Here is a 20,924-nt window from a genome sequence, read left to right on the forward strand (position 1 = left end):
CTCGATCAAATGTCGGCCAATAAAAAAGCCGGGGTGTTGCCCCGGCTTTAAGTTTGAGCGGCTACTCTGCCGCGAAAGGCGGCAGACGCACGACATTGCCGGATTTAGAGCGCTTGCCTTCCGGCGTCTCGATAGCGGTTACCCGACCTTCGAGGGCGCCGACAGCCTGCGTGAGCTCTTCACGGGACATTGCCAGATCTTCCTTGTCCTTCTTGCCCACGAGGCGACCGAAGATCCAGCCGAGCAGTCGTGACAGATCGTCCATGATCAGGAAGAAGGAGGGCACGACGACCAACGAAAGCACGGTCGACACGATAATGCCGCCGATCACCGCGATCGCCATCGGTGCGCGGAAGGAGCCGCCTTCGCCGACGCCGAGCGCCGACGGCAGCATGCCTGCCGACATCGCGATGGACGTCATGATGATCGGACGGGCGCGTTTGCGGCCCGCCTCGACCATGGCTTCCACGCGTTCCATGCCGCGATGGCGCATCTCGATTGCGAAATCGACGAGCAGGATCGCATTCTTCGTGACGATGCCCATCAGCATCAGGATACCGATCATCACAGGCATCGAGAGCGGGTTCTGGGTGACCAGCAGTCCGACTGCCACGCCGCCGATCGCAAGCGGCAGCGAGAACAGGATGGTGAAGGGCTGGATCACGTCCTTGAAGAGGAGGATCAGCACGGTCAACACCAGCATCAGGCCCATCAACATGGCATTGACGAAGCTCTGCTGCATTTCGGCCTGCACCTTCGTGTCGCCGCTCTCGGCGAGCCGGACCGTCGGAGGAAGATTTGCTTCCTTGACGATCTGGCGGAACCGGGCGGATGCCGTATCGAGTGCGACGCCCTGCGGCAGGTCGGAGCCGATCGCGACGACGCGGTAGCGGTTGTTGCGCTTGATCGAGCTGACGCCTTCCGAATAGTCGATATCGGCGACGGTGGAGAGCGGCACGGTGCCGCCGCTCGCGGTCTGGATCTTCAGTGCCCGGAGAGCGGCAAGATCGCGGCGCATGTTGAGCGACGCCTGTACCCGGATCGGAATCTGGCGATCATCCAGGTTGATCTTGGCGAGGGCCGCATCGATGTCACCGATGGTGGCGACGCGGATGGTCTCGGAGATCTGTTGCGGAGTGATGCCAAGACGGGCAGCCTGGTCCTTGCGAGGACGGACCTGAAGTTCAGGACGGGGCAGGGCGCCCTCGGCGCTGACGTTTGCCAGCAGCGGATCGGCACGCAGCTTTGACTCCAGGATACCGACAGCGTCGTTCAGGTCCTTCTCGTTCTTCGAAAGGAAGTTGAACGACAGGTCGCGCTCTCCGCGGTCGTTGAGTTTCAGAATGCGCACATCAGGGATACGATGAAGTTTGGCGAAGACCTCCTTCTCGATATCCCACTGTGGCCGAACGCGGCCCTTTGGCTCCACCTTGGGCAGATGCGGTCCGATGATCGGGAGACCGCCGAGGAAGTTATCGACCAGTTTCTTCGAAAGCCTCTGGTCAAGCTTATCGAGCGTGAGCGTTACGGTCGCGCGACGCAGTTCGAGGTCGCCCTTCGGCGACGCGCCGCCAAGGACGAAGACGCTTTCAACGCCATCGATATCCTTTACGTCCTTGTAGATCGCATCCGTCGTCGCTTCAGTATCCTCGAGGGTCGCGTTCGGGGGCAGCTCGACGGACAGGACGATGCGCGACGCGTCTTCCGGCGGAAGGAAGCTGCCGGGCACCTGCGCAAGCAGCATGACGGAGCCGATAAGGAAGCCGATCGCCGCGATCAACGTCAGGTAGCGCGTCCACCAACGCCGGGTCGTGGCGCGCACAAGCCGCGTATAGCCGCGGAAGAAGCGGCCATCATTGTCGTGATGATCTTCGATGCCGTCTTCCGCGCGCATGAGATATGCGGCCATCATCGGTGTGATGAGACGGGCTACCATGAGTGAGAAGAAGACCGAGAAAGCAACCGTCAGGCCGAACTGAATGAAGTACTGGCCGGGAATGCCGGGCATGAACGACACTGGCACGAACACTGCAATGATCGTGAAGGTCGTTGCGATAACGGCGAGGCCGATTTCGTCTGCCGCCTCGATTGCCGCGCGATAGGGCGTCTTGCCCATCTTGATGTGGCGGGCAATGTTCTCGATCTCGACAATCGCATCGTCGACGAGGATACCGGTCGCGAGCGTCAGGGCTAGGAAGCTGACGAGGTTCAGCGAGAAGCCCATCAGGTCCATGATCCAGAACGTCGGGATCGCAGACAGCGGCAGCGCGATAGCCGAAATCAGCGTTGCGCGCCAGTTCCGGAGAAACAGGAAGACCACGACGATGGCGAGCAGCGCGCCTTCGATCAGTGTATCGATGGCGGCTTCATAGTTTCCGTAGGTGAAGTAGACGGAGTCACTGATCAGCTCGATGCCGACGTTCTGGTTCTCGGCCCGAACTTTGTCGAGGCTCTTGGCAACAGTCTCCGCCACGCTGACTTCGCTGGCGCCCTTCGAGCGGAACACGCCGAACGTGACGACTGGTGTATCATCGAAGCGCGAGAAGGACTTCGGCTCCTGATAAGTGTCCTTGATGGCGCCAAGGTCGGACAGCTTGACGAAACGACCGTTCGGCAGCGCGATCGTGGTGTTGGCGAGTTCCGCGACATTGCGGGCATCGCCGAGCACGCGGATCGCCTGCTCGCTGCCCGCCACTTGGCCGCGGCCGGAGCCGAGGTCGACGTTGGTGCCCCGCAGCTGTTGGTTCACGCTCGCGGCGGTGATGCCGTGAGCATTAAGCTTATCGGGGTTGAGCTCGATGCGTACCTCGCGCTCGGCACCGCCGTAACGATCCACGCGGCCGATACCGGCCTGCCCCTGAAGGGCTCGCTTGATCGTGTCATCGACGAACCAGGAAAGCTCTTCGAGCGTCATATCGGGCGAGGAGACCGCGAAGGTCTGGATCGCCTGGCCCTCGACGTCGACCTTGGAGACAATCGGCTCCTCGACGTTTGCCGGCAGGTCGCTGCGGATGCGGTCGATCGCATCCTTGGTGTCCTGAACAGCCTGCTCGGTCGGCACTTCCATGCGGAACATGACGACCGTCTGCGACTGGCCATCTGTCACCGTCGACTGGATCTCATCGATGCCGGTTATGCTGGCAACGGCGTCCTCGATCTCCTTCGTCACCTGTGTCTCGAGCTCGGCGGGCGAAGCGCCGCTTTGGGTGACGACGATGGAAACAAGCGGAACGTCGATGTTCGGAAAGCGCGTGATCGGCAGCTTGTTAAAGGACTGAATGCCGACGAAAAGCAGAAGTGCAAACGCCAGAAGCGGCGCGACTGGATTTCGGATAGACCAGGCTGAAAAGTTCATCGGTCGTCTCTCAGTTGGAAGCCGGTGGCTGTTCGTGTACCGGCGTGATGCGGTCGCCATCGCGGACATAGGCGCCCGCTTTGGCTACGACTTCGTCGCCGGCTTTCAATCCCTTTACGATCTCAACATAGGCACCGTCCTGGATGCCGGTCTCCACCTCGGCGAACTTGACGACGCCGTTCTCGACCTTACGGGCGGAGGATCCCTCGTTGCCGCTCAACACGGCCGACACTGGCAATGCCACGTTCTGTGCCGTGCGTATGACAATGTCAGCGCTGCCGTACATCCCGGAACGGGCCTTGCTGCTGTCATCGATCAGGATGTGGACAAGACCGAGGCGAGTGAGCGGATCGACCGTAGGCGAGACCAGGCGCACGGAGCCAGTGATCTTCTCGCGGCTGCCCGAGAGCGAAAGTGTTGCCTTCTGGCCGGGCTCGATCTTGACGATGTCACTTTCGCCGACTTCGGCAACCAGTTCGATCTTGTCGTCACGAATGATCGTGAAGAGCGGATCGCCGGTACCGAGCGCAATCGCGCCAACCTTGGCATTCTTAGCGGCTACCGTGCCGCCGACTGGTGTCTTGACGTCGGTGCGCGCCAGCTTCAGATCCGCATCGGCGATCTGGCTTTCGGTGACCTTGATGTCGGCAATCGCCACTTGGATCGCCTGCTGTGCGGAATCGACGCGCGCGTTGGCAGACGCCGCTGCGGCATCCGCCTGCTCGACAGTTGCCGTGGAAACCGTGCCCTTCTTGCCCATTTCCTGGGCACGCGCCTGCTGTTGGCGCGCCTGCTCTGCATTGGCCTGCGCTTCGATGAGCTGCGCGCGAAGCTGCGCAAGGCTTGCCTCGTTTTTGGCCTTTGTGGCCTGCATCTGGCTCTTCTGCAGGATGAGTGCGTCGTCGTTCAGCGTCGCGAGCTTGCTCTCGGCCTGAACCTTGTCACCAACATCGGCATTCAGGGTGCGGATCGACAATCCTTCGACCTGTGGCTGAATGTAGACTTCCTCGACAGGCTTGACCGTACCGGTCGCAACGACGCGGTCTACGAGCGTGCGGGTTGACGCCGTGGTCACTACGATGGCCGGCAGGTTCTGCTGCGGCTTTGTAACCGACTGTTCCTGGGCAAATGCCGCAGAGGCAACAGCTGCCGCGATCAGTAGGGTGGAGGCGCGAAGTATCTTAACAGGCGTACGTGCCATGCGTCGTTATCCAGTTTGCTCGGCCAGGCTCGCGCGTCGTCCACGTCGCGAATGGCCAGTTCCCGTATTGGTGTTCTCAGAAGTATATCCGCTCTTTTGCCGACACCTACTTAGAAGTCCCTCATCCGGCAAATTCGGCTTTTACGTGGTAGCTATTTGCCCATCGCGCAAGCCCGGCGGAAAATAATTCCTCATTCGAACACAATAATTACCATTGTGATGCAGATCAATCACTGCACGGTTATGCAAGCATTCCGTTAGTTGATCGTGCATCGTCGCTATGACGTGCGAGCCACGCTCGATGCGACATCAATCGCGAAACTTCCTAGTAAAAAATAGCAAAAAAATGAAAAACGCGCGGAAGTTCCGCGCGTTTCGTGTCTTGTCGTTGCAAATTACTTGGATGCAGCGTCCGTGATGTCGTGCGTCCAGGCGCCTGCTGGCTCCTTGTTGATGATCTTCTGGTCGAGGAGTGCCTTGGCCGTGCGATCGTAAAGGGTGGTGTCGAGCTTGCCGGTGCCGTCACCGATCAGCTTGGCGACTTCGCCCATCATGACCTTCTGGTGGTGTTCGTCCTGACCGCCGGCGTCGACGACGATTCCGGCAGCTTCATCAGGGTTCTCGGTTGCGTATTTCCAGCCCTTCATCGAAGCCTTGACGAACTTGACCATCTTCTCCTTGAAGGCCGGGTCTTTCAGCTTGTCTTCCATGGCGTAGAGACCGTCTTCGAGAAGGTCGTTGCCCATGGCGGTATAGTTGAAGACAATGAGGTCTCCAGGCTTGAAGCCAGCGTCGATTGCCTGCCAGTATTCATTGTAGGTCATGACGGAGATGCAGTCGGCCTGCTTCTGCAGCAGCGGCTGCACGTCGAAGCTTTGCTTCAGCACCGTTACGCCATCCTTGCCGCCGTCGGTCTTCAGACCGAGCTTGTTCATCCAGGCGAAGAACGGATATTCGTTACCGAAGAACCAGACGCCCAGCGTATGGCCCTTGAAATCGGCCTCGGTCTTAATCGGGCCGTCCTTGCGGCAGATCATTTCCATGCCCGACTTCTGGTAGGGCTGGGCGATGTTGACGAGCGGAACGCCTTTTTCGCGGGCAACCAGCGCGCCGCCCATCCAGTCGACGATGACGTCGGCGCCACCGCCGGCGATCACCTGTTCCGGCGCGATGTCAGGGCCGCCCGGCTTGATCGTGACATCGAGGCCTTCTTCCTCGTAATAGCCCTTTTCCTTGGCGACGTAATAGCCGGCGAACTGCGACTGCGTCACCCACTTGAGCTGCAGTGTCACCTTGTCGGCAGCCATCGCATGGGCCGCTGCAAGCGACATCGCGCTCGCCATCATCGCAATAATCAGTTTTTTCATTTTCTTTTCCCTCTGAAGTTATGCCCCAATCCCATTCGCGGGAATAAAGCGACGCCTAGCCACCACGGATAGACGGATGCCAGAAAGTCACCGCCCTTTCGGCGAGGGCGACGACGCCATAGAAGATCGAGCCGACCAGCGCCGCAACGGCGATTTCGGCCCAGACCATGTCGACATTCATGCGCCCGATCTCGGTGGAGATACGGAAGCCCATGCCGACGATCGGCGTACCAAAGAACTCCGCGACGATGGCACCGATGAGCGCCAGCGTCGAGTTGATCTTCAATGCATTGAAAATGAAGGGCATCGCCGCCGGAAGCCGAAGCTTCAGCAGTGTCTGCCAATAGTTGGAGGCGTAAGTCTGCATCAGGTCGCGTTCCATCGGACCGGATGTGGCGAGGCCGGCGACCGTGTTCACCAGCATCGGGAAGAAAGTCATGATGATAACGACGGCTGCCTTCGACTGCCAATCGAAGCCGAACCACATCACCATGATCGGAGCCACACCGATGATCGGCAGCGCCGACACCATGTTGCCGATCGGCAAGAGGCCGCGACGCAGGAAAGCAACGCGATCGGCGAGGATCGCGACGACAAAGCCTGCACCACAGCCGATGATGTAACCGGCAAACACTGCCTTGAAGATCGTCTGACGCACGTCGTCTGCCAGGATTGGCAACGAGCCAGCGATTCTTGCGCCGATGGCGCTCGGCGGCGGCAGCAGTACGAAGGGAATGCCGGCGCCGCGTGTCAGCGCTTCCCAAATTATCAGGATCCAGGCGCCGAAGATCGCCGGGATCAGCAGCCGCAGGCCGGAGCGGACGACGCTCGAAGCCGGCGTCATGGCCGAAAGCTCAGTGACGCAGCGCCAGGCGAGCAGCCAGCAGGCGGCCATCAGCAGGAAGAAGGACTTGGTTGCCAGGCCTTCGTTTCCAGTGACATCCGCGAGCAGCGCCCACGCCGCCCAGTGCGCGCCGACAAGCAGAACGGCGGCGACGTATGACTTTGGCAACGGTGCGAAGGAAACGAAGGCGACGGCGACGATCAGCGCAATCGTCAGGCCCACCGTCAGCGGGGACACGGGGTCCGGTGCGCCTTCGGCCATGATCGGCAAGGTGATGATCGCAATCGCTGTCAGCACCAGGGCAAGAACGCCCTGCCAGGAGAAGGACATCTGCTTCATGCCGGCCTCCCGCCCATCGAGCGGTCAACGATCTTCGCAACCAGACCGACGATGGCAACCAGGCTTGCGGCCAGCACCGAGCCCGCGACCAGTGCAGCCCAGATGTCGATCGTCTGGCTATAATAGGAGCCTGCGAGCAGCTTCGAGCCGATGCCGGCGACGGCGCCGGTCGGAAGCTCGCCGACGATGGCGCCGACTAGGCTTGCGGCGATCGCAACCTTCATCGAGGTGAAAAGGAAAGGCACGGAGGCCGGAACGCGCAGCTTCCAGAAGGTTTGCGCGGGCGTCGCGTTATAGGTCCGCATCAGATCGAGAAACATGACCTCTGGCGAACGCAGCCCCTTCACCATGCCGACCGTGACCGGGAAGAAGGAGAGATAGGTCGAGATCAGCGCTTTCGGGATCAGGCCAGTGATGTTGATGGCGCCGAGGACGACGATCACCATCGGCGCGATCGCCAGGATCGGGATGGTCTGCGAGGCGATGACCCAAGGCATCAGGCTGCGGTCAAGCGCCTTGATATGAACGATGCCAACCGCGATCACGATGCCGAGCAGCGTGCCAAAGCCGAAGCCGAGCAGCGTCGACGAGAGCGTGACCCAGCTGTGGTAGACGAGGCTGCGGTTGCTCGAAAGCTTCCGCAGGAACGTGTTTTCGAAGACGTTCTGCGCCACCTGATGCGGCGCCGGCAGCAACGGCTTCGGTTGCGAAAGCGTCTTTTCGATGAATTCGATGGTATCAGGCGTCTGGTTGGCCCGCTGATCCATGTCGCGCTGGAAGGCGGCGTTCATCAGGACCGCCGCGACGTACCAGACCGCGACCAGAACCACGAGGATTGTCAGGACGGGGACGAGCCTGTCTTTCAGCGTATCCGACTTCATGGGCGCCCCCGCGCACCGGTTCTGACGCTTAACGCCTTAGTGCTCATAGCTATGCCCCGCTCTCAAACCATCACGTACACGATGGGCGATTTCGAGGAACTCCGGCGTCTCGCGAATGTCGAGCGGGCGTTCACGCGGAAGCGTTGAATCGATGATATCGGTCACGCGGCCGGGGCGAGGGGACATCACCACGATCTTGGTGGAGAGATAGACCGCCTCGGGGATCGAGTGGGTGACGAAGCAGATCGTCTTGTTGGTACGCGCCCAGAGCTTCAGAAGCTCCTCGTTCAGGTGGTCGCGAACGATTTCGTCGAGGGCGCCGAAGGGTTCGTCCATCAACAGCAGGTCGGCGTCGAAGGCGAGCGCGCGGGCGATCGAGGCGCGCTGCTGCATGCCGCCGGACAGCTGCCAGGGAAACTTCTTCTCGAAGCCGGAGAGGTTCACGAGGTCGAGCGCGTCGCCGATGCGCTTCTTCTGGTCAGCTGACGCGTAGCCCATGATCTCAAGCGGCAGGGCGATGTTCTTCTCAATGGTGCGCCACGGGTAGAGGGCCGGCGCCTGGAAGACATAGCCGTAGGCGCGAGCCTTGCGTGCCTCTTCTGGCGTCATGCCATTGACGGTGATCTCGCCCGATGTTTTCCTCTCCAGATCGGCGATCACGCGCAGGAAAGTCGTCTTCCCGCAGCCTGACGGGCCGATGAAGGAGACGAAGTCGCCCTTGCGAACGTCGAGGTTGACGTTCGTCAGCGCCTGCACCGGAGCATCGTCTGCCGGGTAGGTCAGACAGAGGTCCTTGGCGGATACGACGGAGGCAGCTTGCGTCAATGCTTGTGTATCCTGTTTTGCCCGCGCTTCTGCGGTTTGCGTGATAGTATGAGTAGCGGTTTTCATTGTTCCGGCAAGGTCCATGGAGGATGACGATGGACGCGACATCAAAGCCCACCTGTCACATTGTCCGCCCCAGTCATGCCTATGACGGCAAGCAGGGGCTCAGTTACTTCGAAGGCATCGCGGCCGAGACAGTCGGCGCCAAGGGTATCTGCATGCATTTGCTGACGATTCCGCCCGGCGTTCGGGCCAAGGCGCATCTGCACGAGTCCCATGAAACGGCGATCTACATGCTCTCCGGCGAGGCCCACACTTGGTACGGCGACGAGCTGGAGCATCATGTCGTCGTGCATGCCGGCGAGCTGTTCTACATCCCCGCCGGGGTGCCGCATCTGCCTGCCAATCTCAGCAGTACCCCGTGCACCGCGATCATCGCCCGCACCGATCCGAACGAGCAGGAAAGCGTCGTTCTGCTTCCGGAGCTTGATCGGCTGGTGCAGGAGTGATGCCAAGGATCAGACCCCCGTCGCCGGAATGCCTGAACGTTCGACCTTGCGGGGCGCCACGAGTTCCTTCCATGTCGATAGCGCCTTGTTGACCGCCTGGAACGGCTCGCGCTTGACGAACTGGCCGTGCCCTTCCTTCGTCTTGACGGTGCTTTCCTCAATCGCGACTTCGCCGCGCGTCAGCGTGTAGCGCGGCAGGCCGGTGACCTGCTTGCCTTCGAAGACGTTGTAGTCGATCGACGATTGCTGCGTCTTGGCCGAGATCGTCTTCGAGCGCTTCGGATCCCAGACGACAATATCGGCGTCGGCGCCGACGAGGATGGCGCCCTTCTTCGGATAGACGTTGAGGATCTTGGCGATATTGGTCGAGGTGACGGCAACGAACTCGTTCATCGTCAGACGGCCGGTGTTGACCCCATGGGTCCACAGCATCGGCAACCTGTCCTCCAGGCCGCCGGTGCCGTTGGGGATCTTGGAGAAGTCTTTTACGCCGAAACGCTTCTGCTCGGTGGTGAAGGCGCAATGGTCGGTCGCCACCACGGACAGCGAGCCGGACTGCAGGCCGGCCCAGAGGCTGTCCTGGTGCTGCTTGTTGCGGAAGGGCGGGGACATGACGCGGCGGGCGGCATGGTCCCAGTCCTTGTCGAAATATTCGCTTTCATCGAGCGTCAGATGCTGGATCAGCGGCTCGCCGTAGACGCGCATGCCCTTCTGGCGGGCGCGGCGGATTGCTTCGTGCGCCTGTTCGCAGGAGGTATGCACGACATAGAGCGGCACGCCGGCCATGTCGGCGAGCATGATGGCGCGATTGGTTGCTTCGCCTTCGACTTCTGGCGGGCGGGAGTAGGCGTGGGCCTCAGGGCCGGTGTTGCCTTCGGCGAGCAGCTTTGCAGTCATCGAGGCAACGACGTCGCCATTCTCGGCATGGACGAGCGGCAGCGCGCCGAGCTCGGCGCAACGTTGGAAGGAGGCGAACATCTCGTCATCGTTCACCATCAGCGCGCCCTTGTAGGCCATGAAGTGCTTGAAGGTGTTGATGCCCTTGTCCTTGACCACCGTCTCCATCTCGTTGAAGACGCGCTCGTTCCAGCCGGTGATTGCCATGTGGAACGAGTAGTCGGCGTTGGCGCGGCTCGTCTTGTTGTCCCACATCTGCAGCGCTTCGAGGAGCGACTGTTCCGGCCCCGGCAGGCAGAAATCGACGACCATGGTCGTACCACCGGCGAGGCCCGCGCGCGTGCCGCTTTCGAAGTCGTCGGAGGAATAGGTGCCCATGAACGGCATCTCGAGGTGGACGTGCGGGTCGATACCGCCAGGCATGACATAGCAGCCCGTCGCATCGAGCGTTTCGGAGCCGGAGAGGTTCGGACCGATCTCGACGATCTTGCCGCCTTCAATCTTCACGTCCGCCTTGTAGGTCAGGTCCGCAGTGACGATGGTACCGTTTTTAATGATCTTTGATGTCATGATGAACCTCCGCTTTTCAGGCGCGCATGGTTGCGAGTTTTAGACCGAAGCCGACGAAGACGACGCCTGTTGCCGCCTTGATCCAGCGCTGAACTCTGCCTCCACGGGTCAATGTGGCTAGGCGGGAAAACACGACGACCATGGCGCTAAACCAGACCAGGTTGATCATGGAATGAATGAAAACCAGAAGGAAGATATTGGCTGCGGTCGCTTTTTCCATCGGCACGAATTGGGGGAAGGCCGCGAGATAGAACATCGCAACCTTGGGATTGAGTGCGTTGGTCAGAAAGCCTTCGATATAGGCCGCCAACAGGGTCCGTCGGCGTTTTGAAGGGGCGGCGATCGGCTGCGATGAAAGCGGATTACGCCAAGCCAGCATCAGCGCCTTGACACCAACCCAGCACAGATAGGCGGCACCAAGCATCTTGACCGCGAAAAACAACTCCGCCGAGCGCGCCAGAATGACCGAGACGCCGAAGACGACAAACGCCCCATGCAGATAAAAGGCGGAGACGAAGCCGGCGACATTGGCAAAGCCGGCCAATCGGCCCGAGGCGGGGACGGTCTTGGCGATCAGGACACCGTTTGGGCCGGGGGAGATAACGAGCAAGGTCGTCACTGCGACGAAGGCAAGGATAGTTGTCAGATCCATGGGTGCTTTTCCTATGTCAGCCGCAGGTCTTCTTTAAGAATGTCGTCCGTTGCCGACTGGGCGGTCACGCCACGATCTCCGCCGTCTCGACCACGGCATGAAATAGGACGTCCGCGCCGGCTGTTGCCCATTCCTTCGAGATGTCCTCCGCCTCGTTGTGCGAGAGACCTCCGACGCAGGGGCACATGACCATCGTGGTTGGAGCGACCTTTGCTGCCCAGCAGGCGTCGTGGCCGGCACCCGAGATCAGGTTCATGTGGCTGTAGCCGAGCCGTTCGGCAGCGCCGCGCACGCGGGAAACAAGCGTCGGGTCGAAAGTCACTGGCGCGAAGTGGCCGATCGCCTCGATCGTGCAGCCGACGCCGAGTGCTTCGCAAATCTTTGGCGCTTCCGCTTCGATCCTGGCGCGCATGCCGTCGAGCTTGGCCTGATCCGGCGAGCGGATATCGACAGTGAAGACGACCCTGCCCGGCAGGACGTTGCGCGAATTCGGGGTGAAGAACACCTGACCGACGCCGCCGACGGCACCCGGCTGGTTCTCCATTGCCACGGTCTGCACCATTTCCATGATGCGCGACATGGCAAGCCCCGCGTTGACGCGCATGTTCATCGGCGTGGAGCCAGTGTGAGCCTCCCTGCCGGTCAAGGTGAATTCGAGCCACCACAGGCCCTGACAGTGTGTGACCACGCCGATCTGCTTGTTCTCGACCTCAAGGATCGGACCTTGCTCGATGTGATACTCGAAATAGGCGTGCATCTTGCGCGCGCCGACCTCTTCGTCGCCAACCCAGCCGATGCGCTTCAGTTCGTCGCCAAAGGTCTTGCCTTCGGGATCCTTGCGATCATAGGCATATTCCAGTGTATGGACACCGGCGAAAACGCCGGAGGCGAGCATGGCCGGCGCAAAGCGCGCACCTTCCTCGTTGGTCCAGTTGGTGACGACGATCGGGTGCTTGGTCTTGACGCCGAGGTCGTTCATGCTGCGGACGACTTCCAGTGCGCTGAGGACACCGAGCACGCCGTCGTATTTGCCGCCGGTTGGCTGGGTGTCGAGGTGCGAGCCGACATAAACAGGTAGAGCGTCCGGATCGGTGCCGGGACGGGTCGCGAACATCGTGCCCATCTTGTCGACGCCGAGCGTCAGGCCGGCGCCTTCGCACCATGTCTTGAAGAGGTTGCGCCCTTCGGCATCGGAATCCGTCAACGTCTGGCGATTGTTGCCGCCAGCAATGCCCGGGCCGATCTTTGCCATGTCCATGAGGCTGTCCCAAAGACGGTCCCCGTTGACGCGCATGTTCTCGCCTGGTGCTGCCACCATGTCTAAAGTCCTCACCTGTTTTCTGCGGCCATGCAATTCACATGTCCGCCTGTTCCCGTGGTCAGTATCCGAGCGCTCTTGTTTGTTTTGTTAGCGCCGGAAAATCGCCAGTTGCCTTTGTTTTGCATCTGATCGATAATTTGACCGATTGGTAAACATTACAACTTCCGGCGCTGGGCTCAAGACGAAAATCAGGAAAAATACAGACAAAATTACCGGCATCTGCTCATTTTTGCGGCAAGGTGCCGCACCCGTCCAATCTTGAGTGAAACGGTTGAATTTGAAGGGAAAACAAGATCGATATGGCAATCCCGAGAGCAGCCAAGACCCAGCGGCGCACGCGCATTCAGGAAGAGAAGGAGGAGCAGATTCTTGAAGCCGCGCTCGATGTGTTCTCGGTCAGCGGTTTTCGTGGTTCCACGATCGACCAGATTGCTGAAGTCGCCGGCATGTCGAAGCCCAATTTGCTCTATTATTTCCGCACCAAGGAAGCGATGCATCGGGCGTTGATCGACCGGGTGCTCGATACCTGGCTCGAGCCACTGAGAGCGTTCGATGCCGACGGCAATCCCGAAAGCGAGATCCGCAGCTATATCCGCCGTAAGCTTGAAATGGCCCGCGATTTCCCGCGCGAGAGCCGGCTTTTTGCCAACGAGATGCTTCAAGGGGCGCCGCACGTCGAGGATGAGCTGAAGGGGCCGCTGAAGGAACTCGTGGACGAAAAGGCGGATGTCATCCGCAGCTGGGCGAAGGCGGGGAAGATTGCCAAGTGTGACCCCTATCACCTGATCTTTTCGATCTGGTCAACGACGCAGCATTATGCCGACTTCGACGTTCAGGTGAGGGCGGTGCTTGGGCAGGAGCATGCGGGCCCCGGTCGCTTCGAGGATGCGGCGCGCTTCCTCGAACAGTTGTTCATCGATGGGCTGAAGGTCAAGTCCGTGCCAAACGCGTCCTGATGTCATGGGCGCGCAAGCGTCCGGTATGGTCTTATCATTCCTCTAAATCGAAGAGCGCGTTGACTGCCGCACGAGCCTTGGCGTGGCGGGCGCGGTAAGCCTGGCGGATCACCCCGCGTCTTGCATCCAATTCCAGCCCCGGCGCCATGACGGACAGCCACGCCAATGCCGTTGGCACGAATTCATCGTCGGCGGGGGCAAGCAGATCGTTTTCGTCCAGTTGCTTCCTGATACAGCCACGGTCGGTGGAAATCACCGCGCTTCCGGCCGCCTTCGCCTCGAAAATCACCAGTGGCTGCGCCTCGTTGCCATAGGCCGTGGGGAGGACGAACACGTCGATCTCACGATAGAAGGCGGCTTTCGCGTCGTCATACAACGCACCCCGGTAATCCAGTGCATCGCCCACTTCCATGACGGCGGCGTCAATCGCGGCGCGCTCGCCAGGGCCGGCCGGACCCGCCAGGATCGCCCTGACCGGCAAGCTTTCATGCCGTGCTTGCCTCGTGAGGTCAAGGAAGGTGTCGAGACCTTTCTCGGTGGTGAGATTGCTCAGCATTCCGATCACAAGAGTCGTGCGGTATTGCGGTGCGCCGTTCTGCTCCGTTGGTACCACGAAAGCAGCATTGGAGACGATATTGCTGCGCATGCGGCGCTCGTAGGTATCCGTGAAACTGTCTCGCATGACATCGCACAGGAAGATGTGCCGCAATCGGCTACCGCCGAAAGCCAGGACACATCGCATCAGTAAGCTGGCCCTGCCGATATAGCTGAAACTGTGATGATGCAGATAGATGGGATAGGCCAGCAGTCTCGCGACCAATACGATCAGCGCCGTGTAGAGCAAGCCACGGCCACCTTCACAGGCAAGATAGCAAATCTGGTTGTCATGCTTGCGATCACGGAAGAGCTGGCGGCAGGCGCGGAGGACACGACTGAGCTTGATTGGATGCTTGAGCAACGACAGTTTGCCGAATGGCGGGGAAACGTTGCGGCTGGTGACGCTGTTTCCTTCCTCGAGAAGCGCGATCATGCTTCTGGTCGCGAGCGAGAAGCCGTTGAACGGCGGAGGCAATTGACCGATCGCAACAATATGACGTGCCATGCAGGAGGCTACCCTTTGCGCCTCCCGACTATCGCATCGATGCACGAAAATTCAATCTCCCGCTTGTGTGCTGCAGGTCCTCGCCCGCAGCACACCCGACGCTAGGCTGCAGCGGTTTCCGAGCCGCTATCGAAGGCAAAGCCCTCGTCGGCCCAACCCGTCATTCCGCCAATCATGACCTTCACCTGAAGTCCGAGCCTAGCAAGGCGCAGGGCTGCCTTGTCGGTGCCGTTGCAATGAGGGCCGGCACAATAGACGACGAAAAGCGTGTCGGCGGGCCATTCCGACATTCGGTGGGCCGTCATCTTCCCATGCGGCAGGTTGATCGCGCCCGGAATGTGCAAAGCGGAGTAGTGCGTCGGGGAGCGAACATCGAGCAAGACGAAGTCTCGGTGGCCTGCGGCGAGCGATGCGTGAACATCCCAGCAGTCGGTTTCGAAGGCGAGCTTCCGGGCATAATAGGCGGCGGTGGCTTCAGGAGAGGCGGCGGGGATTTCGGTGACGAAGCTCGGCATGGCGTTTCCTTTCGGTTCAAGTTGCCGTCGACCATCGCTGATGTTATGGCTTTGCGAAATTGGCCATAATGACGGTTAGCGTAAAGATCATGCCAAACGCACTGAAAGGCCCGTATGTTGTGGTGCTTGCCTACGACGGGCTCTGCACCTTCGAATTCGGCATCGCCTACGAGGTCTTCGGCCTGCGTCGGCCGGAAATGGGGGAAGAGTGGTATCGCTACTCGGTATGCGGAGTTGAACCCGGGCCTCTGAGAGCGGGCGGCGGCCTTGCGGTTTCCGTTGACCATGGGTTGGAGGTGCTTGAGGATGCGGACCTGATCGTGGTGCCGGGGTGGCGCTCCATAGATGCCGAGGTTCCGCATGCACTGATCGATGCGTTGTGCGCGGCCCATCAGCGTGGCGCCCGGATCATGTCGCTATGCTCCGGCGTTGCAGTGCTTGCAGCGACCGGGCTTCTTCGCCATCGCCGTGCCACGACGCATTGGCGGTATGTCGCCTCGATCTCGAAGCGTTATCCCGACATCAACTTCGATGCCGATGTGCTTTACATGGACGAAGGTAGTCTGCTGACGGCCGCCGGCAGCGCTGCTGGCATCGATCTCTGCTTGCATGTGGTCCGTCGCGACTTCGGCGCCGAGGCGGTCAACAGCGTCGCGCGGCGTCTGGTTCTGCCGCCGCACCGCGAAGGCGGACAGGCTCAGTTCATCCAGGCGCCCGTGCCGCAGGAGCGCGAAGGCATCCGGCTTGGTCCGCTGATCGACTGGATGCGGCAGCGGCTGGACGAGGAGCAGCCGATTAGCCTGCTCGCGGCGAAGGCCAGGATGAGCCAGCGAACCTTTCAACGCCGGTTCGAAAGCACAACGGGGCAAACCGTGGGCGAATGGCTGCTCAAAGAGCGGCTTCGCCATGCGCGTGAACTTCTGGAACGAGCAAGCAGCGCATCCCTCGACGATATCGCAGAAGCCAGCGGCTTCGGAACGCTGGCGACGATGCGGCACCATTTTCGCAAACGGCTGGGCACGAGCCCTGGGGCATATCGGAAGACGTTTGCGGGTGTGGACGGCTAGACCGCAGGCAAGCGCACGGTTTTTCATGCGCTTGCCGTCCTGGATTTAGTCGCGTTCCCTAAAAGTAGTGGTGGCGATGGATGCCGTCATAGCTGCCGGATTTCAGGCAACAGTTCTTGAAAGCGCCTCCGTGAACCACAGGGGCAGGGGTCATTTCGGCCCAGCTTCTCGACCAGTTCGACATCGCCGTGGACAAACTGTCGGCCGGTTTTGACACGCGTTTCGGATGGATAGGATTTACGCCGCTTGGACGTGACCTCAAAAGCTGAAGTCGGTGAGGTGTTTGCGAGCCATGGCTGCCTCCTCTGGAAAGAGAGCTGCGACAATGCAGCGAGGCATCGATAGCATAAGGCCTTCCATAGGCAACGCCGCGAAAGAAACTCTTCCGCGGCGTTGCAAAGCAGTTACTCCGCGGCCTGGCGAGCCATCGGGTTGTTCGGATGTGTCGTCCAGTTTGCATAGTTCGGATCGACGATCTTGCCGGTGCGCTTGTCGAGGTCGCCGACGGGGAGTTGCTCCATGGTGATGCAGTTCTCGACCGGACAGACGTTGACGCAGAGGTTGCAGCCGACGCATTCCTCTTCCATCACCTCGAAGTGCCTGACGCCATTGACGAACTGGGTAATCGCCTGGTGCGAGGTATCCTCGCAGGCGATGTGACAGCGGCCGCACTTGATGCAGGCGTCCTGGTCGATCTTCGCCTTGGCGATGTAGTTGAGGTTGAGATACTGCCAGTCGGAAACATTCGGCACTGCGCGGCCAGTGATGTCGTCGAGGTTGCGGTGGCCTTTGGCGTCCATCCAGTCGGAGAGACCCGTGATCATCTCCTGGACGATTTTGAAGCCGTAGGTCATCGCCGCTGTGCAGACCTGCACGTTGCCGGCGCCGAGCGCCAGGAACTCGGCCGCATCGCGCCATGTCGTGACGCCGCCGATGCCTGATATCGGCAGGCCGTAGGTTTCCGGGTCGCGGGCGATCTCGGCGACCATGTTGAGTGCGATCGGCTTGACCGCCGGGCCGCAATAGCCGCCGTGGCTGCCGCGCCCGTCGATCGACGGTTCCGGCGAGAAGGTGTCGAGATTGACCGAGGTGATCGAGTTGATCGTGTTGATCAGCGATACGGCATCGGTGCCACCGGCTTTCGCGGCACGGGCCGGCTTGCGGATGTCGGTGATGTTGGGCGTCAGCTTGGTGATGACAGGCATGCGCGTGTATTGCTTGCACCAGCGCACGACCATTTCGATATACTCAGGCACCTGTCCGACCGCGGAGCCCATGCCGCGTTCCGACATACCGTGCGGACAGCCGAAGTTGAGTTCGATGCCATCGGCGCCGGTCTCTTCGACCAGTGGCAGGATCGCCTTCCAGGCGTTCTCCTCGCAGGGAACCATGATCGAGGCGATCAGCGCCCGGTCCGGCCAGTTCATCTTCACCTGCTTCATTTCGCGCAGATTGGTGTAGAGGTCGCGGTCGGTGATGAGCTCGATGTTGTTGAGACCGAGCAGGCGGCGGTCGGCGCCCCAGATCGCGCCGTAGCGCGGGCCGTTGACGTTGACGACCGGGGGGCCTTCCTCGCCAAGCGTCTTCCAGACGACACCGCCCCATCCGGCCTTGAAGGCGCGTTCGACGTTGTAGGCCTTGTCGGTCGGCGGCGCGGAGGCGAGCCAGAACGGGTTGGGCGACTTGATGCCGACGAAATTATTGCGGAGATCAGCCATTGTTCATTCTCCCCTTCACGCGACGGCAACGGCCGGCTGCGCGCCCGCAGCAAGCATACGGTTGATGGATTCAGCGGCGTCGCGCCCCTGTGCGACTGCCGAAACGGTCAGGTCGTCACCGCCGACGACGCAGTCGCCGCCGGCCCAGACGCCGTCGAGCGAAGTCTTGCCATCCGCATCGATGGCGATGCGGCCGGATTCCATGCGCAGCTCACCGAGGCCTGACGCCTCAAAGGTCTGACCGATCGCCTTGAATATTTGATCAGCGGCGATGACGCCGGTTTCGCCCGTCGTCGACAGGCGGCCATCGACCAGCTTGGTGTACTCCACCTCGATCGCGGCGACTTTGCCGTCCTGCGCAAGAATGGATTTCGGCGCCAGCCAATGGCGGATGATGACGCCCTTGGAGGTGGCGAGATCCTGCTCGAATTCGGAGGCGTTCATGTGCTCCTTGCCGCGGCGATAGCAGATCGTTACCTCCTCGGCGCCGAGGAGCTTTGCCTGCACGGCGGCGTCGATGGCGGTCATGCCGCCGCCGAGAACGACGACACGGCGGCCAATCGCTACCTCGCCCTTATCGGTGGCCTGACGCAGGCCGGCGATGAAATCGACAGCGTCATCAACGCCGGGCAGGCTTTCGCCTTCGACGCGCAGCGCATTGACGCCGGCAAGGCCGATGCCGAGGAAGACGGCGTCATACTGCGACTGGAGATCGGCAAGCGAGAAATCACGACCCAGTTGCTGATCGTGGCGCACCTCGATGCCGCCGATCGCGAGGACGTAGTCGACTTCCTTCTGGGCGAAGTCGTCGACCGCCTTGTAGGTAGCGATGCCGTATTCGTTGAGGCCGCCGGACTTTGCCTTGCCATCATAGATGACGACGTCATGGCCGTTCACCGCAAGGCGATGGGCAGCGGCAAGGCCGGCAGGCCCGGCGCCGACCACGGCGATCTTCTTTCCGGTCGAGGCGGCGCGGCTGTAGAACTGCTTGTCCGCCTGCATCGCCGTATCGGTGGCGTAGCGCTGAAGACGACCGATTTCGACAGGGCGTTCCTCTGCCGTGTTGCGCACGCAGGCCTGCTCGCACAGATCTTCGGTGGGACAGACGCGGGCGCACATGCCGCCCAGAATATTCTGGTCGAAGATCGTCTTTGCCGATCCGAGCGGATTGCCGGTGGCGATCTGACGGATGAAGAGCGGAATGTCGATGGAGGTGGGACAGGCCGTCATGCACGGCGCGTCGTAGCAGAAATAACAGCGGTCAGCTGCGACCAGCGCCTCGTGCTTGTCGAGGCGCGGATGAAGATCGGAGAAATTCGACTCGTACTCGGCGGGCGAAAGCCGGCCAGCACGAATCCCAGTTCCCAGTCGTTCCATTGAAGTTCCCTCATTATTGGTAAACGGCCAGTGAGGGAAGCGTAACTCAGCTTCAAAAATTTATCAAACGGTAAATTTTTTAAAGAAACTAATATCTATCTTATTGTTTTAATACCGCTATTTTTACCGTTGGAGAGGGCTGTTTGCTCGTGCTTGCCGCCTGCAAATAAAAAAACAAAGAAATCGAAATTTTTCTGATCTGTGCCGGGAACCATTTGGATACTTGACCGTTACTGCGGTATCCAAACGATGACCGCATCGACCCAACATGCGCGCCCCCAACCCATCGTTTGGACGTACTCACGGTCCCCTCCCGGTGAGTGAAAGAACAGCCGGTGCGCCGCCCTCGCACTGGCTGTTCTTCGTTTAGCGCATTGCCGCTTTTTGAGGGGGGCGCCTAAGAATTTCGAATTCGGCGTCGGGGATTGTCAGGTGATATTCGATGCGTCCAGGTACCAGCGTCAGCTCGGCCTTGCCGTTGACTGAGGAGGGCACGACGCGCTCCAGCACTGTTTTGCCGAAGCTGTTTTCGCTGAACTCGTGAACTTCGGTTGCATCGCAGAGCGTTTCCGCCCACGAAACCTCGATTGCCCTTCGCCCGGCGGAGGCGATTTCGTGGCAGCTGAGGGTAACGGCGGGCGTGCTGCCGGCGATTGCGCCGTAAGTGGCGGAGTTAACGATCAATTCGTGCAACGCCAAGCCGACGTGGACAGCGGCGTTGGGCGTCAGGTGGACGTTGAGCCCTGTGATCGGCACCGGTCCGGCCGTTTCGGGCCAGTAGGGGGCGAACTGCTTTTCAGCGAGTTCGAACAGGAATGCGCCACGCCAACTGGAGTCGGTAATCAAGTCCTGTGAATTCGACAGGGACTGCAGTCGCCCGCGAAACTTCACCAGGAAGCCCTCCAGCGAGATGGTGTTGCGGGCCGTTTGTGTGGCAATGCCCTGAATGATGGCGAGAAGGTTCTTCGAGCGGTGCGATAGCTCGCGAAGAAGGGACTTCAGCACCTTTTCGCGGTGCCGCGCGTCCGTCACCTCGGAAATGACGGAAAGCAGCCCGAGGGTCCGGTCGGTGCCAACACACTCGATCTTCAGCTCGTAGGTGCGCATCTCTCCGTCGACCGAAATTTCGACCTCGGTGGTAGCCGATTTGCCGGTCTCGAAGACCTGCCGCTTCATCTTCTCCAGATTGCGCCCATGTGCCTCACCGAATAGATCGGCGTCTGTACCACCTGGTATCGCAGCCGGCTGAAAATGCGGAGGAAGGTTGTCAGCGTAGATTATCGACAGGCCAGGATCCTGGTAGATCACTGATATTCCGGCACTTCCGAGGGCGCGCTGCAATAGCGCCGCTCTATTCTCCAGCGCGAAGGGCATGCCGGGCACAGGTTCACTCCTATTCACCTAGTCGCCTTTCCCATATTGATCCTC

At 60.5% G+C, this 20,924-nt stretch carries 18 protein-coding genes; 3 read left to right on the top strand and 15 right to left on the bottom strand.

Annotated elements, in window-relative coordinates; all coding sequences use genetic code 11:
• Positions 1–61: 61 nt before the first annotated feature.
• The 6 genes from ATY79_RS29925 to ATY79_RS29950 form a co-directional block, all read right to left on the bottom strand.
• The gene (locus ATY79_RS29925; protein WP_088705763.1) at positions 62–3,355 is read right to left on the bottom strand and encodes an efflux RND transporter permease subunit; all 3,294 of its coding nucleotides are present in this window, start codon (positions 3,353–3,355) and stop codon (positions 62–64) included.
• A 10-nt stretch (positions 3,356–3,365) separates the two neighbouring features.
• The gene (locus ATY79_RS29930) at positions 3,366–4,556 is read right to left on the bottom strand and encodes an efflux RND transporter periplasmic adaptor subunit (protein ID WP_088705764.1); all 1,191 of its coding nucleotides are present in this window, start codon (positions 4,554–4,556) and stop codon (positions 3,366–3,368) included.
• Between the two features lie 395 nt (positions 4,557–4,951).
• Positions 4,952–5,923, bottom strand: a complete 972-nt coding sequence (locus ATY79_RS29935; protein ID WP_088695040.1) for an ABC transporter substrate-binding protein — start codon at positions 5,921–5,923, stop codon at positions 4,952–4,954.
• Positions 5,924–5,978: 55 nt separating this feature from the next.
• On the bottom strand, positions 5,979–7,106 hold the full coding sequence (locus ATY79_RS29940) for an ABC transporter permease (protein ID WP_088695039.1): 1,128 nt from the start codon (positions 7,104–7,106) through the stop codon (positions 5,979–5,981).
• Positions 7,103–7,987 (bottom strand): ABC transporter permease, encoded by an 885-nt coding sequence (locus tag ATY79_RS29945; RefSeq protein ID WP_088695038.1) that lies wholly within the window; start codon positions 7,985–7,987, stop codon positions 7,103–7,105. Before ATY79_RS29945 ends, ATY79_RS29940 begins: the two co-directional genes overlap by 4 nt.
• Positions 7,988–8,023: 36 nt before the next feature.
• On the bottom strand, positions 8,024–8,812 hold the full coding sequence (locus ATY79_RS29950; RefSeq protein ID WP_088695037.1) for an ABC transporter ATP-binding protein: 789 nt from the start codon (positions 8,810–8,812) through the stop codon (positions 8,024–8,026).
• 95 nt (positions 8,813–8,907) lie between these two features.
• Here ATY79_RS29950 and ATY79_RS29955 point away from each other — a divergent pair, with 95 nt between their 5' ends.
• A complete protein-coding gene (locus tag ATY79_RS29955) occupies positions 8,908–9,321 on the top strand; it encodes a cupin domain-containing protein (protein WP_088695036.1) in 414 nt (137 codons plus the stop codon).
• Between the two features lie 9 nt (positions 9,322–9,330).
• On the opposite strand, the gene hydA is transcribed toward ATY79_RS29955, so the two are convergent.
• The 3 genes from hydA to ATY79_RS29970 all read right to left on the bottom strand — a co-directional run bounded on the left by hydA (position 9,331) and on the right by ATY79_RS29970 (position 12,758).
• Positions 9,331–10,788 carry a dihydropyrimidinase gene (gene hydA / locus ATY79_RS29960; protein WP_088695035.1) on the bottom strand — a complete coding sequence of 486 codons (1,458 nt, stop codon included), beginning with the start codon at positions 10,786–10,788 and terminating at the stop codon, positions 9,331–9,333.
• A gap of 16 nt (positions 10,789–10,804) precedes the next feature.
• Entirely contained in the window at positions 10,805–11,440 is a 636-nt protein-coding gene (locus tag ATY79_RS29965; RefSeq protein ID WP_088695034.1) for a LysE family translocator, read from the bottom strand.
• 64 nt (positions 11,441–11,504) lie between these two features.
• On the bottom strand, positions 11,505–12,758 hold the full coding sequence (locus tag ATY79_RS29970) for a Zn-dependent hydrolase (RefSeq protein ID WP_088695033.1): 1,254 nt from the start codon (positions 12,756–12,758) through the stop codon (positions 11,505–11,507).
• A gap of 302 nt (positions 12,759–13,060) precedes the next feature.
• Here ATY79_RS29970 and ATY79_RS29975 point away from each other — a divergent pair, with 302 nt between their 5' ends.
• Positions 13,061–13,717, top strand: coding sequence for a TetR family transcriptional regulator C-terminal domain-containing protein (locus tag ATY79_RS29975; protein ID WP_088695032.1), 657 nt, complete (start codon positions 13,061–13,063; stop codon positions 13,715–13,717).
• 34 nt (positions 13,718–13,751) lie between these two features.
• Here the strand turns inward: ATY79_RS29975 and ATY79_RS29980 are convergent, their stop codons facing one another.
• Both ATY79_RS29980 and ATY79_RS29985 read right to left on the bottom strand, forming a co-directional pair.
• Positions 13,752–14,747 carry a glycosyltransferase family 4 protein gene (locus ATY79_RS29980; RefSeq protein ID WP_245312477.1) on the bottom strand — a complete coding sequence of 332 codons (996 nt, stop codon included), beginning with the start codon at positions 14,745–14,747 and terminating at the stop codon, positions 13,752–13,754.
• Between the two features lie 173 nt (positions 14,748–14,920).
• Entirely contained in the window at positions 14,921–15,334 is a 414-nt protein-coding gene (locus ATY79_RS29985) for a rhodanese-like domain-containing protein (RefSeq protein WP_088695030.1), read from the bottom strand.
• Between the two features lie 68 nt (positions 15,335–15,402).
• Here ATY79_RS29985 and ftrA point away from each other — a divergent pair, with 68 nt between their 5' ends.
• Entirely contained in the window at positions 15,403–16,401 is a 999-nt protein-coding gene (ftrA, locus tag ATY79_RS29990; protein WP_088695029.1) for a transcriptional regulator FtrA, read from the top strand.
• Positions 16,402–16,487: 86 nt separating this feature from the next.
• On the opposite strand, the gene ATY79_RS29995 is transcribed toward ftrA, so the two are convergent.
• From ATY79_RS29995 to ATY79_RS30010, 4 genes are all read right to left on the bottom strand, one after another.
• Positions 16,488–16,727, bottom strand: a complete 240-nt coding sequence (locus ATY79_RS29995) for an SEC-C metal-binding domain-containing protein (RefSeq protein ID WP_088695028.1) — start codon at positions 16,725–16,727, stop codon at positions 16,488–16,490.
• Positions 16,728–16,805: 78 nt separating this feature from the next.
• Complete coding sequence (gene preA, locus ATY79_RS30000; RefSeq protein WP_088695027.1) at positions 16,806–18,119, bottom strand: NAD-dependent dihydropyrimidine dehydrogenase subunit PreA; 1,314 nt, start codon at positions 18,117–18,119, stop codon at positions 16,806–16,808.
• Between the two features lie 15 nt (positions 18,120–18,134).
• Positions 18,135–19,496, bottom strand: a complete 1,362-nt coding sequence (locus ATY79_RS30005) for an NAD(P)-dependent oxidoreductase (RefSeq protein WP_088705766.1) — start codon at positions 19,494–19,496, stop codon at positions 18,135–18,137.
• Between the two features lie 366 nt (positions 19,497–19,862).
• Complete coding sequence (locus ATY79_RS30010; protein ID WP_088705767.1) at positions 19,863–20,897, bottom strand: sensor histidine kinase; 1,035 nt, start codon at positions 20,895–20,897, stop codon at positions 19,863–19,865.
• Between the last annotated feature and the right edge of the window lie 27 nt (positions 20,898–20,924).

Origin of the sequence: Rhizobium sp. R693 (assembly GCF_002211315.1) — a bacterium.
Classification (GTDB): Bacteria; Pseudomonadota; Alphaproteobacteria; order Rhizobiales; family Rhizobiaceae; genus Rhizobium.